At 36.0% G+C, this 13,997-nt stretch carries 13 protein-coding genes; 4 read left to right on the top strand and 9 right to left on the bottom strand.

Features of this window, described 5'->3' with window-relative positions:
• The first annotated feature begins 95 nt into the window (after nt 1-95).
• Together ACFPH8_RS09295 and ACFPH8_RS09290 are read left to right on the top strand one after the other, a co-directional pair.
• Nucleotides 96-338, top strand: coding sequence for a hypothetical protein (locus ACFPH8_RS09295; protein WP_248395051.1), 243 nt, complete (start codon nt 96-98; stop codon nt 336-338).
• Nucleotides 335-652, top strand: coding sequence for a DUF3784 domain-containing protein (locus tag ACFPH8_RS09290; RefSeq protein WP_248395052.1), 318 nt, complete (start codon nt 335-337; stop codon nt 650-652). Before ACFPH8_RS09295 ends, ACFPH8_RS09290 begins: the two co-directional genes overlap by 4 nt.
• Here the strand turns inward: ACFPH8_RS09290 and guaB are convergent, their stop codons facing one another.
• From guaB to ACFPH8_RS09255, 7 genes are all read right to left on the bottom strand, one after another.
• Nucleotides 653-2,125: an IMP dehydrogenase gene (guaB, locus tag ACFPH8_RS09285; protein ID WP_376860397.1), complete on the bottom strand. Its 1,473-nt coding sequence runs from the start codon at nt 2,123-2,125 to the stop codon at nt 653-655.
• 73 nt (nt 2,126-2,198) lie between these two features.
• Nucleotides 2,199-2,903, bottom strand: a complete 705-nt coding sequence (locus ACFPH8_RS09280) for an Insecticidal toxin complex protein (RefSeq protein ID WP_376860395.1) — start codon at nt 2,901-2,903, stop codon at nt 2,199-2,201.
• Nucleotides 2,904-2,943: 40 nt separating this feature from the next.
• Nucleotides 2,944-3,444 (bottom strand): hypothetical protein, encoded by a 501-nt coding sequence (locus ACFPH8_RS09275; RefSeq protein ID WP_248395055.1) that lies wholly within the window; start codon nt 3,442-3,444, stop codon nt 2,944-2,946.
• A gap of 1 nt (nt 3,445) precedes the next feature.
• Nucleotides 3,446-3,967: an FMN-binding protein gene (locus tag ACFPH8_RS09270; protein WP_376860393.1), complete on the bottom strand. Its 522-nt coding sequence runs from the start codon at nt 3,965-3,967 to the stop codon at nt 3,446-3,448.
• Between the two features lie 120 nt (nt 3,968-4,087).
• Nucleotides 4,088-5,266 carry a hypothetical protein gene (locus ACFPH8_RS09265; RefSeq protein ID WP_376860391.1) on the bottom strand — a complete coding sequence of 393 codons (1,179 nt, stop codon included), beginning with the start codon at nt 5,264-5,266 and terminating at the stop codon, nt 4,088-4,090.
• A gap of 155 nt (nt 5,267-5,421) precedes the next feature.
• The gene (locus ACFPH8_RS09260; RefSeq protein ID WP_376860390.1) at nt 5,422-6,285 is read right to left on the bottom strand and encodes a hydroxymethylglutaryl-CoA lyase; all 864 of its coding nucleotides are present in this window, start codon (nt 6,283-6,285) and stop codon (nt 5,422-5,424) included.
• Between the two features lie 51 nt (nt 6,286-6,336).
• Nucleotides 6,337-6,927 (bottom strand): LysE family translocator, encoded by a 591-nt coding sequence (locus ACFPH8_RS09255; protein ID WP_376860789.1) that lies wholly within the window; start codon nt 6,925-6,927, stop codon nt 6,337-6,339.
• A gap of 134 nt (nt 6,928-7,061) precedes the next feature.
• Here ACFPH8_RS09255 and ACFPH8_RS09250 point away from each other — a divergent pair, with 134 nt between their 5' ends.
• Entirely contained in the window at nt 7,062-8,966 is a 1,905-nt protein-coding gene (locus ACFPH8_RS09250; protein WP_376860388.1) for a T9SS type A sorting domain-containing protein, read from the top strand.
• A gap of 26 nt (nt 8,967-8,992) precedes the next feature.
• On the opposite strand, the gene ACFPH8_RS09245 is transcribed toward ACFPH8_RS09250, so the two are convergent.
• Nucleotides 8,993-10,036 (bottom strand): quinone-dependent dihydroorotate dehydrogenase, encoded by a 1,044-nt coding sequence (locus ACFPH8_RS09245; protein ID WP_376860386.1) that lies wholly within the window; start codon nt 10,034-10,036, stop codon nt 8,993-8,995.
• A gap of 116 nt (nt 10,037-10,152) precedes the next feature.
• On the opposite strand from ACFPH8_RS09245, the gene pepT reads away from it, so the two are divergent.
• Entirely contained in the window at nt 10,153-11,394 is a 1,242-nt protein-coding gene (gene pepT / locus ACFPH8_RS09240; RefSeq protein WP_376860384.1) for a peptidase T, read from the top strand.
• Nucleotides 11,395-11,576: 182 nt separating this feature from the next.
• Here the strand turns inward: pepT and ACFPH8_RS09235 are convergent, their stop codons facing one another.
• Nucleotides 11,577-13,949: a TonB-dependent siderophore receptor gene (locus ACFPH8_RS09235; RefSeq protein ID WP_376860382.1), complete on the bottom strand. Its 2,373-nt coding sequence runs from the start codon at nt 13,947-13,949 to the stop codon at nt 11,577-11,579.
• Between the last annotated feature and the right edge of the window lie 48 nt (nt 13,950-13,997).

Below are 13,997 nucleotides of genomic sequence, written 5' to 3'. Positions count from 1 at the left end.
AAATCTATTCACTAAGCTATTGAAAATAATACAAAAAGTGAAATTTTAATATGAAATTTGTTCTATTTAAACGATATTTAATCTAAAATTGCACCATGAGAGATTTAAAATTAATTTGGGATTTTAGAGGGCCAGATGCCTTAAAAATTGCAGAACATCATGAAATTCATTTAAAAGAATACATTCAAAGTCAAAAATTAGATTTAGAAATCACAGGTTTTCATGCCGAGAATGATATGCATGCCATTGCGTTTATGGTGGTTCCCGAAAATATCATGAAACCCATTCGCGATGCATTAAAACCTCATCGTGGTCAACTTTATACCGAAACATTATGATTTTAACAGCTGCTATATTTATTATTTGTGCCATATTAGTCTACAACTTTAAATTCTACGATTTAATTGCAGGCTTCAACACCATGTCTGATGACGAAAAAGCAACTTATAATATTGAAAAAATAGCACGCTTGTTTGCCATAGTCATGTATAGCATGGCTGGCATTATACTTATAGGCTATGCACTTTCCAAATGGTTGGACAATGAACAAATAGGTGCTTATGGCATTATTATAGCCACTTTATTGGGTGTGCCGTTTCTCTTGATAAAGGCAAATTCCAAGGCGTATAAAAAGGATTCTGAAAACGATTAGTTATCGCGAGTAATTAGGCGATTCTTTTGTAATAGTAACATCATGAGGATGACTTTCATTGATTCCGGAAGCTGTTATTTTCACAAATCGCCCCGTCTCTTTTAACGTCTCCACATCTTTGGCGCCACAGTATCCCATTCCGGCTCGTAACCCACCAACAAATTGATGAATACTCTCATGCAATTCCCCTTTATAGGGTACACGCCCTACTATACCTTCAGGTACTAATTTCTTAATATCGTCTTCTATATCTTGGAAATATCGATCTTTACTTCCTTGTTTCATGGCCTCTACAGAACCCATACCACGGTAGGACTTAAATTTTCGACCTTCATAAATAATAGTTTCGCCTGGCGACTCTTTAGTTCCTGCTAAAAGCGATCCTAACATAACAGAATCCGCTCCTGCTGCTAAAGCTTTTGGAATATCTCCCGTATAACGAATTCCGCCATCTGCAATTACTGGGACACCCGTACCTTTTATAGCTGCTGCCACCTCTAAAACTGCTGAAAATTGCGGAAATCCAACGCCTGCCACCACACGTGTGGTACAAATAGATCCAGGTCCAATACCAACTTTAACCGCATCTGCTCCGGCTTCTACTAAATATTTAGCCGCTTCCGGTGTCGCAATATTTCCAACAACCACATCTAATTGTGGAAACTTGGCCTTTACCTGCTTTAAAATAGTTACCACACCTTTAGTGTGTCCATGAGCCGTATCAATAATAATAGCATCAACACCAGCTGCCACTAATGCTTCGGCACGTGCTAAGGCATCACCCGTAACACCAATAGCTGCGGCTACACGTAAACGACCAAAAGAATCCTTATTGGCGTTTGGTTTTTGTGTCAGTTTCGTAATATCACGGAACGTAATTAACCCAATCAATTTATTGTTATCATCAACTACTGGAAGTTTTTCAATTTTATTTTCTTGGAGAATACCTTCAGCGTCTTGTAAAGAAGTACCTTTTTCGGCTGTAACCAAATTTTCAGAAGTCATAACTTCTATTATGGGACGGTCGTTGTTTTTTTCAAACCGCAAATCCCGGTTGGTAACTATACCTTTTAAAACACCATGGTCATCAACTATAGGAATTCCGCCAATACTATATTCCGCCATATTTTGTTTGGCATCACCAACTATGGCCGTTAAAGGCAAGGTAACCGGATCGATTATCATGCCACTTTCGGCACGTTTTACTTTCCGTACTTTAAATGCTTGTGCCTCAATAGTCATGTTTTTATGAAGTACGCCAATACCACCTTCTTGCGCCATGGCAATAGCCATTTTACTCTCGGTTACCGTATCCATAGCAGCGGATACAATAGGTACATTTAACGTAATATTTCTTGAAAATTTGGACTTAATGCTGACTTCGCGAGGTAAAACTTCAGAGAACGCTGGTACTAATAAAACGTCGTCATACGTTAATCCTTCTCCTAAAATTTTGTTGGTGTGTGCTATCATGATGCAATTACAGTTATAATTGCGTGCAAATATACAATTTATAAAAAGAAAATTGTTTTAAGTTTCTTATAAATTATTCATAGCGTTTTTTACAATACATACGTAAATGGTTTAAAGCATACTGATACCGTGAATTCTGATTAGAAATATCGCCTTCAAATCGAATGGCTTTCGGTACCATCAAACTATAAAATCCGTTACCTTTTGCCATTTTTTCAATGGTTTTTAACGTGTTTTCATCAATATCATTATAAATAGGTTGGATCCAATCCCACTGCTCTTTATATAATATAGTTTCATCCCAAGCTAAAGCGGCTTCCGATTTTAAAATGGCTTCCGAATGATAAAGCGTTTTTAAACTTGAAAATACTTGCCTAAAAACCGTTTCACTTCCTTGATTGGCATATGATTTAATGGATTTATTAGTAAAAATAGTGAATGGAAATGCTTTGGTTAAACGTAATTTGGTTGAAATATAATGTGCCATTTTTGGCCATACAACCTCGTGTCCTTTGTCAGATATTGCCATATAATACCATTGGTAAAAATCACGTCGTTGCTTTATGGTGCTGTACTCTGAAGCTAATTGATTTTCTAAATTAAATGTATTGGCTTGTTGCCAGACGTGGGTGTTTTTCCGCCTGTCTGATGTTAACCAATCCTTTTCAGATAACACAGATTGTCCCGTTTCTTGTTGATAAACTTTTAGGCATGGCCATTCTGAAGCAGTGCTTATTAAAGGCAACAGACTTATGAGTATAAAGCAATATTTAATCATTAAAACGATTTAAAAATATAAAGCAAAATACAAGAAAAAATTAAAGAACCCGTTTTTTAGAAACAAAGAGTTGCTTTAAAATAATTAAAATGGAAATTGTGTACGTTAAGGTCATTAAAAACCCAGAAAGCATGACGATGTATTTCATCCAAAAAATTTCTAACCACAAGAAATACAAACCTCCAAAGGTTAAGAGCACGGAAATAAACGGTTCAACAAGTAATAAAGTCTTAAGTTTCGTATTAAGTTCTGTGGTACTCAAAATTAAACCGACTAAAAGGAAAATTAACGACATGGACAGTATATGGTTATGAACCAATGTGAGCATTTCCTTTTCGCTTTTTTTAAACTTCATAACAGTAGCAGACTCATCATTTTCATTACCTAAATATTGTTCTTCAATCCCATTAGGATTCGTCGAGGAGGTCTCTGAAACAAATAATAACCCGGTGTAGAAACCAACACTTAACACAATTACAAAGGCCCCAATTAGCAGTTTAATTTCTTTTGGAAAGGAATAGATAAGGCCGTTAAGTTGCATGTTATAGTATGTTTTTAGAACGAAGTATTTTAAGCGATTTGAGAAGATTATTCACCGCATTGGTCATAGATCTAACAGAAATAGTAGCACCTGAAATAGCCACAATATTCTGCTGATATTTTAGTTCATCATTTTGGGTTTTCCCAATAAACTGTTTAAGCCAACGTTTACTGCCTATTTCGCCTCCATAATCTTCACGATACGCCAGTACTTTTGTTTTAACAATTACCAAATCCGTATCCAATAATACCAAATAATCAAAATCATCGGTTTTACTTGGCGCCTTATTAACATAGGCGTAGCCTAGTAATTTATTTTCAGTTGTTATTTCAAAAAAATTATCCGTTTCAAAAGTAGCTGGTAATGTTTTCGCCACGCTAGGTGAAATTACTTTTTCCTTAAAGGAAAAAGTTTCAATGTCAAATGTGTTTTCTATTTCGGCATCAACTTTTTTCTGAATGCTTTTGGATAGACCAACAGACAAACCTAATAAAATGATAATACTCGCAATTTTTAAATTCATAGGGCAAAGATACTAAAAATACTAAGCGCATTTTATGACTATAATGCCTAATAGCTAAAGTGGTTTACCAACCTACTTTAGCTAAAAGACAAATAAAAACTAAATCAATAAACTAACGGCTTAAAACCAAACACCAATTCCAACATTTAGCTGATTGGGTGTTTCAAATTCTGAAGCGTTATTTTTTATTTGATAGTCGGCTTTCACAACAGCACCTGGGGTTAACTTATAACTTAAACCAAAAGTCCATTCATCTCTATTATAAGCGTCATTTCTGACTAAATCACCACTTACAGAGGCTTGTGTGTCATAATCTTCATAGCGTGTAAAAGCGTAAAGTTGTTGCTTTTTAGTTTGAGGTAATAAGTTAAAAGCTGCTTCTAAATACCAACCTTGTAAGGCACTTCCTAAATCACTACCAGTTGCCACATTATAAGCTTCCGTATCGGTTAGGTTCGCGTAAATAAACTGACCGCGAGCTGCAAAACGTTTTTTGGCGTATCGGGCATCAAAACCTACCATACTCATACCAACGGTTGCGCCATCCAGCATATCTACATCATCAGGTGCCTGTGTTTTTCCAAAATATCCAGATAGTCCTAAACGCAATCCTGGCAATCCGTAATAATCTAATTTAGCAGAAAAATTAGGAGAATTAACGGTTGATTGAATTCCTTTTTGACGGCCACCACGAATACCATTGCTTCCACCTAATTTTCCGGAAGTAATAACACCGTCTCCATCAGAGTTTACAGATTTAAATCCATTGAATATATAAGCCTGATATCCTAAAGAAATATCATTAAAACGCCCTGAAACACCCACACCAATTTCACGCCATGTAGTGGGCACAATGCTTTTATCCATGCTTGGTCTTTCTACCCCGTTAAAAGTGGTTGGCTCATGGTATTCATTAACTATACCCATTGGCACTAACATCAAACCACCTCTTAAATTCACATTATCCGCTATGCTGTATTGCAAAAAAGCTTGCTCCACAAAAACCTCCTCAACATGTTCCAGTTCTACTTCTGTAACAAACTGAACCTTATCACTAAATTTATACCCAAATAATAACACCAAACGCTGAACATCTAATTCCCCGTTATCACCATCCGGCTGGTTGTAAGTCACTTCGCCATAACCGCCTACTGTAACCCCATAACTAACATTTCCGGACAAAATACGTTGTGCAGAGTTTTGTTGATCTTTTGGACTAATGTTTAAAGAGTCTGGAACGGTTTGTGAAAATGTAATAGCACTTGTTAACATAGCTATTCCTAGTAGTAATTTTTTCATCGTTTATTTAGATTTAATACAAATAGTTAAATTTTCGAGTGCAAAAGTGATAAGCAATTTTACTTACGGCAAGTTTTATTTAGATTTATTTTAAATTAAAATAGCGACTTAGTAGTAAGTCGCTGAAAACGTGAAACGTATTTTTTAAAAAAAAATTAATGGTAGATGCTAAATATTTTAGTGGCTTCGTTATAAGCGCTTTCAAAACATAAAGCATTTAAATCTGATTTTTTCTGTGTGGTAAAATAAGACAGTAATTTTTCGGTGGGCATATTCCCTGTTAAATCGTCTTTAGCCATGGGGCAGCCGCCAAAACCTTGAATAGCACCATCAAACCGCATACAACCCGCTTTGTAGGCGGCATCTACTTTTTCAAACCAACTATTAGGTGTGGTATGCAAATGAGCACCAAATTCTATTTGTGGATATTTAGGTATCAAATTAGAAAATAAATAGTCAATGTTTTCAGGGTCAGACGTTCCTACAGTATCACTTAACGATAAAATTTTGACACCCATATTACTCAATTTTTCAGTCCACTCACCCACAATATCCACATTCCACGGATCACCATATGGATTACCAAATCCCATGGAAATATAAACAACAACTTCCTTATTGGATGCATCAGCTATTTCTAAAATTTCATGTAAGGTTACTACAGATTCGGCAATGGTTTTATGGGTGTTTCGCATCTGAAAGTTTTCAGAGATTGAAAATGGATACCCTAAATATTGAATGGGTGCATGTTTAGAGGCATCTTGAGCACCGCGTGTATTGGCAATAATAGCCAATAGTTTACTCGTCGTTTTACTTAAATCCAATTGCGCTAAAACCTCGGAAGTATCTACCATTTGAGGAATGGCTTTAGGCGAAACAAAACTGCCAAAATCAATGGTGTCAAATCCAACACGCAAAAGCGATTGAATATATTGTACCTTCTGTTCTGTAGGAATAAAAGCCTTAATGCCTTGCATGGCATCTCTTGGGCATTCAATAATTTTAACTAGTTTACTCATGGGTTTCAAAGATACTAAAGAATTGTATCTACAAAAATGTTTTCATGAAAACTACCACAAAATTAAAATAGCAATACCTATAAACACCACAATTTGAAGCCATTTTAAATACAGTCCAATGTGCTTATGCCCTTTAATGTAAACCGAAATAGAGCCTGCCAAAATAGCTATTCCAGAAAAAATAATTAAGGACACGGCCATAAACAAAAATCCTAAAATATAGAATTGCCATACCGTTGACAGCAAATCACTAAAAAGAAAACCTGGAAAAAATGCTAAAAAGAAAATACTCACCTTAGGGTTTAATACATTCATTATAAAACCCTGTTTAAATAATTGACCCACAGACTTTTTAGGAACCTGTGTTTCAGAAATGCTTAAATCACCAGAACTTTTAAAAACTTGAAAGGCGAGATAAAGCAGATAAGCTGCACCAAATAATTTAATTATAAAAAATATGGTATCGTTATTCTTTATCACGGCCGAAACACCAAAAGCTAAAAGGGTGGTGTGAATAATACAACCAGAAATTAACCCAGAAACAGTTGCTAAACCAAACTTTTTGCCATGCGTTATACTTTGCATTAACACATAAATATTGTCCGGCCCTGGCGAAATAGCCAAAGCTGCCGTTGCAAGCATAAAAGATATGAGAATATCGTGGTTCAGTGTTAAAAATTTAGAAGTCAAAAATAGTTAAAAGAAACGGGGCGTCATTATAAAATCATTTTACCTGTTATTTTTTTTTATATTGCGGGCTAAGAAACATTTAGCTTATGCCTACTTTTACACAAACAAAATCAACCTTATTTTTACTTGTTGTCGTTTTATTTCAAATTTCAGCATTTTCACAAGAACAAAACTGTGGAACTATGGAGACTGCAGAATCTTTACAATTCTTTGAAAACAATAGACAGCAGATATTAGAGATTGAAGAAAACTTTTTAAACAATGCGCAATTTCGCGCTTCCAACCCTATAACATCTGTCCCTGTTAAGGTGCATATTATTAGAACCTCTGCCGGATCTGGTGGTTTATCAACAACAGAATTAGATGATGCCATGGCAATCATGAACGGTTTTTATGCCAATGCCAATTTAGAGTTTTTTGTATGCGATGGTATAAACTACATCGATAGCGATGCCTATTATGATTTTCAAAACGATCAAGAAGCTGTTTTAACTTCGGCTAATAGCGTTCCCGGTTTAATCAATATTTACTTCACAAACTCTGTAACAAGAGTAAGTGCTGGCGATTCCGTTTGCGGTTACGCCTATTACCCTGGAGGAGCTGATACGATTTTGATGAAAAACTCCTGTGCCATTAACGGCAGTACTTTAGCCCATGAAATGGGTCATTTTTTTAGTTTACGACATACCCATGGTGGAACACCTAATGAGCTTGTAGACGGATCAAATTGTTCAACAGAAGGTGATTATATTTGTGATACACCCGCAGATCCAACGCTGTCTTATTCCAACGTTAATTCCTCATGTACATATACCGGAACTGATCTTGATGCCAATGGCGATTCTTATGTACCACAGACATCCAATGTTATGTCCTACTCGAGAAAAGAATGCCGCACAGAATTTACACCTCAACAATACGCCCGAATGTATGCCACATATACCTTAACACGAAATAATTTTAATTGCGCTAGTATTGACGTTGATTTTACGGCAGATGTAACCCAAAGCTGCCAAAGCGCATTGACCGTTGCATTTTCTGAAACTTCAAGTGGAGCAACAAGTTGGGCTTGGGATGTTGATGGTGATGACATTACGGATTATACAAGCCAAAACCCAACCCATACCTATACTACCCCAGGTTTGTATGATGTTAAATTAACGGTTTCCAACGCGCAAAACACAATTTCTAAAAGTTATGTTGAATATATAAAAGTTGGTGCAACAGAAACCCTTCCCATAAGTCGTAATTTCGATTCAACCACGGACATCACAGAAGGTGGCTGGACGGTTAAATCCAATACAACCGCTAGTTTTACTTGGGTTTTAAATTCAGGTACAACGCCTTCAACGGGTAGTGGTCCCCTAACCGATGCTTCGGGTTCTGGCAATTATATTTTTGTAGAAGGATCCAATGCTGTAGCTGGTGAAGTAGCCGAGTATATTACACCTTGTGTTGATATGAATATAGGTAATGCTGTCTTGGAATTTGATTACCACATGTTTGGTCCGCAAATGGGCGAACTTCATGTAGATATTGACACAGGTTCTGGATTTATAAATGATATTACGCCGCCACTTATTGGTCAACAACAATCCACAAATGCTGACCCCTACTTAAATAGATCTGTAGATTTAGCCAGCTATGCTGGACAAACGGTACGTTTCAGGTTTAGAGCTATTAGAGGTTCTAGCTGGAGTAGCGATATTGCCATAGATAATATCCTTATTCAAAACACCTTGAGTAGAGAAACATTTAACACAGATTCTGTTCGTATCTTTCCAAATCCGGTTCAGGATCACACCTTGAACGTAAAATTACCTAATAATAGCTATGAGGTCACATATAATATTACAAATATGTTAGGGCAGATAGTAACATCTGGAACCCTGAAGGATATGATTGATGTCTCTACATTAACACCTGGCACCTACTTTTTATCCCTAAACCTAAATGGTAACAAAGTCATTAAGAAGTTTATAAAAATGTAAGTTCAGTTTAAAACAAAAAAAACACGCTATATGCGTGTTTTTTTGTTTAATAATGCTTTGTTAATGGATTTTATCAATTTAGGTCCTTCATAAATAAAGCCTGTATAGACTTGGACCAAATCAGCACCAGCGTCTATTTTCTCTAAAGCGTCTTGAGCTGAATGAATACCGCCAACACCAATAATGGGAAATGCTTTACGACTCTTTTCGGCAAGATATTTTATAACCTTAGTAGATTTGTCTTTAATGGGCTGGCCACTTAATCCGCCATTTCCAAATTCTGATAACAATTCCGGTGATGCTTTTAAACCACTTCTATCCACAGACGTATTACTCGCTATAACCCCATCCAAATTCGTTTCAGCAATTAGCTCAATAATTTCATCTAATTGCGTGGTATTTAAATCTGGCGCTATTTTAAGTAAAATAGGTTTTTGCTTATTAAAACTTGTATTTGCTTTTTGAACAGTACTTATCAATTCCAACAAATAGTCTTTATCATTCAATTTGGCATGACTCCCAACATTAGGACAGCTTACATTTAGTACAAAATAATCTACGTAAGGATGTAACGCATTAAAACAGCTAAGGTAATCTTTGGTGTAATCATCGGGTTTGGTTTGGGTATTTTTCCCAATATTCCCACCAATTATCACCCTTCCTTTATTGGTTTTTAATTGTGCAATAGCTGCTTCAAGACCTTCGTTATTAAAACCCATCCGGTTAATAATGCCTTTATCCGCCTTTAAACGAAACAGACGTTTTTTTAGGTTTCCCTCCTGCCCTTTTGGTGTAACGGTTCCTATTTCAATAAAACCAAAACCAAAATTCGCCAATTCATTATACAAAACGGCATTTTTGTCAAAACCAGCTGCTAATCCCACAGGGTTTTTAAAAGTAAGCCCAAAAACTTGGCGTTCTAATTTGGCATCTTCAATAACATAAAGACGTCTAAAAATAGCGGACATTCCAGGTATTTTAGAGGTTGTTTTAATTAAGGAAAATGTGAAATGATGAATTTTTTCGGGGTCGAAAAGAAAAAATAAAGGTCGGAGGAGTACTTTGTACATGTTTCAATGTTTGCACAAAAGTAATTCTAAATAAAAAATTGCGCAATTCAAATGATAAAAATTTCAATAATCGTAAATTTGCAGCCATATTTGTAAAACATTCAAATTCATTTCAAATGATATCAAAGGAAAATATTATAAAACGTTTTGTAGGCTACGTAACAGTTGATACCGAATCCGATCCAAATTCAGATACCACACCAAGTACTGCCAAGCAATGGGATTTGGCAAATGCTTTAGTTGAAGAGCTAAAAGCCATTGGGATGCAAGACGTTACCATAGACGAGAACGCTTACATTATGGCAACGCTTCCAAGTAATGTAAATCATGAGGTGCCAACTATTGGGTTTATATCGCATTTTGATACATCGCCAGATTTTACGGGTGCCAACGTAAAACCCCAAATTCATGAGAATTATAACGGCAAGGATATTGTTTTAAATGCAGAAAAAGACATTGTTCTTTCACCTGATTATTTTGAGGACTTATTGTTATATAAAGGGCAAACTCTTATTACTACGGATGGCACAACACTTTTAGGTGCTGATGATAAAGCTGGGATTACCGAAATCGTTTCGGCTATGGAATACCTCATTAAAAATCCTGAAATTAAGCATGGGAAAATTCGCGTAGGCTTTACACCCGATGAAGAAATTGGTCGTGGTGCGCATAAATTTGATGTGCAAAAATTTGGTGCCGATTATGCGTATACCATGGACGGTAGTCAAGTTGGCGAATTAGAATACGAAAACTTTAATGCTGCTGGGGCTGTGGTAACCATTCAGGGTAAAATAGTACATCCGGGTTATGCTAAAGGTAAAATGGTAAACTCCATGTATATTGCTACGGAATATATTAATTCGTTACCGCGATTAGAAACACCAGAACATACGGAAGGTTACGAAGGTTTTTTTCATTTACACACCATGACGGGCGAAGTGGATCAAACCACATTAGAATATATTATTCGGGATCATGACAAGGAGCATTTTGAGGCCCGAAAGGAAGTGATGGAGAAGTTAGCCATCGAAATTAATTCGCAATACGGCCGGGAGGTTATTACCATTGAAATTAAAGACCAATATTTCAATATGAAAGAAAAAGTAGAGCCTGTTATGCATATTGTGGATATTGCTGAAGAAGCCATGATACAACTAGGTATTAAACCACTTATTAAAGCTATTCGTGGTGGTACAGATGGTTCGCAATTAAGTTATATGGGATTACCATGCCCTAATATTTTTGCAGGTGGCCATAATTTCCATGGACGTTATGAATATGTGCCTGTAGAAAGTATGATAAAAGCAACAGAAGTAATTTGTAAAATTGCAGAATTAACGGCATCAAAACATAAATAGATTGCCGTTTTTAAATGAACTTATTATTTAACACCTAGCAGACTAATATTTACGTTAAAAAATAAGATAACATTCAGAAAGAAACCCGAATACTTTAAGCGTTCACAAAACACGAACAAGTAAAAAATTAAAGCCGATGATTATAGAATCATCGGCTTTTTTATAGTCATAATTTGTGTATTTTAGAATCTATAATTTAATATAACGGCAAAACTTCGTGGATCCGTTTGATTAATATAACGGGTTCTATAGGTATTATACCCTATTTCGTTAAAGACGTTATTTAAAAGGAATCGCGCTTGCCAATGTTTATTAAACGTATAGGCGGCTTGCATATTTACCAAGGTGTAGGCATCCACATCAAACGGTTTTTGGTTTGGTACAATACCTTCATGCGTAACAGCACCAGAAGACCAATCGTTAACAGGACGTTCGCCTGTATAATATGCGCCCGCTCCTAATGACAGACCTTCCAATTGACCTTTAAACGTATAATTACCATATAAATTAAATGTATGATTTGGGGTGTTTAATGGTGAAGAGCCATAAACAAAGGAGGTGTGTTCTTTATATTCTGCATCAATATAAGAGTAACCGGCTATAACTTCAAAATTCTCTAATATACGCCCCGTTAATTCCACTTCAATTCCTTGTCGTTGATCATTTCCTCCCTTTTCATAATATAAAATAGTAGACCAAGAAGCATCATAAACGGGAAGGTTAATATCCTTATTGTTTATTTTGAAATACGTTAGATTGAAACGTAAGCGACTATTTAACCAATTTGTTTTAATACCAGCTTCCAACTGATCATAGCGCTCATTACCCAATTCTTCGCCATTTTCACCCAACCTAGCAGCTGTTCTTGGATAAGAACTATTGGTATACGAAGTAAAGACATTCACATTTTTTAAAGGACTAACAATAACACCAAACAACGGATTAAAGGCTGTGCTTCGCGTGTTTTCCACATCTCCAACTGTTTCTGTACTACTAATACGAGCGCCTAAAAAAGTTTTTAACCAGGTATTCCAAGAAATAACATCCTGCGCCACTAAACCTAAAGCTCGTGTTTCACCGCCATTATAACCGGTTGTGCCTAAAGTTAAACTAGGCAAAGTATGGGTGTTATTTTGATATACATTAATGGTATCTACAACACCAGCGGATTGTGATGTTGTGGCATATTTTGAGGTTCTATAGTCAAACCCAACTTGAAAGGTATGCTTAATTTTTCCTGTTTCTAATTCGTCTCCAATTAAATCAAATTGCAGCACACTGTTGTTATCGGAACGGGTTGATGTACTATAACTACGCTCACGAATATGATACTGCGGTTCATTGGCTACGGACACAACGTTTCCGAGGCCAGCACCTTTATCATTCAAATCCAATCCCGATGTGAAGAAAGCACCTTTTAATTCTAACTTATCACTTAATTTATGATCTAAACGAATAGAATAAGTGGAGTTTTGTGTAATAGAACGATCATTTTCAAATCCTAAAAACTGATTATAGGGTAAATCGTAAATGGCATTTACATCATTTTCACCCAAATTAACCGTACCTAAATCAGGTGTCCGGCTATCATCAAAATAATCCATTTCAACCGTAACTTTGGTTTTATCATTAATGCGCCATTCTAATGACGGGTTGATATAAAAACGCTCCGAAGAAACTAAAGAACGATAACTATCTGCTCTTTCTAAAGCACCGTTAATTCTAAAAGCTAAATTTTTCTGTGTATTTATGGGGCCATAAACATCAAATGTTGTCCGTACTTGTCCAAAACTACCCACACGTAAAGACACATCGCCACCATGGTAGTATCTGGGAGTTTTAGTTACCATATTTATAACGCCTCCAGGGCTTCCTAAATCTGTAGCAACCCCTTGTGTAATGGATGCCGTTCCTTTTAATACCTGGATATTATCAATGCCTTGCATATCTGTTAACACACCAACGCCGCGAAAATCAGAATTAACACGAACTCCGTTTTTTAATATGGGAATTCCCCTAAACCCACGGGAGCTCATACTCTCACGTTTATTACCATAGGTAGCAAATGTATAAACACCAGGTACGTTTTTCGTAGCATCAGAAATGCTTAAATTCCCTTGCTGTTCTATTAATTTATCTGAAATAATGGAGATACTTTGAATTTGCTCATAAGGTTCCAAAGGCAATCTGGTTAAGGCTTCAATTTTATCAGGATGCTTAAAACGACTTCCAAAAACTTCTACTTCATCCAAATCGGTATCACTCTGCAAAGTGATTGTTAATTCAACGGTTTCATTAGGTTGAAGCTCTATGCTCTTGTAAGCTGATTTAAATCCTACAAAGGAAACCTGAATGGTAAATGAGCCAGGTGCCACAGGTTCTAGATTAAAAAATCCATTTTCGTTGGTGGTAGTTCCTTGCTTCGTCTCTTGTATAAAAACGTGCGCATAAGCCACGGGTTCATTAGAGGCAGAAACAATAGTTCCTGATATTTTTGATTGCGAAAATGCAACCTGAAATGCTATCAAAAAAATCACATATAATATTTTGTTCATGGGTTAGTTATTTAGATTTATTTTAAATAAGCGACAAATATAATACCC

The organism is Bizionia hallyeonensis, from assembly GCF_042657385.1.
Taxonomy (GTDB): domain Bacteria; phylum Bacteroidota; class Bacteroidia; order Flavobacteriales; family Flavobacteriaceae; genus Algorimicrobium; species Algorimicrobium hallyeonense.
Note: the sequence above shows the minus strand (reverse complement) of the source record. Positions and strands in the feature narration are given on the sequence as shown.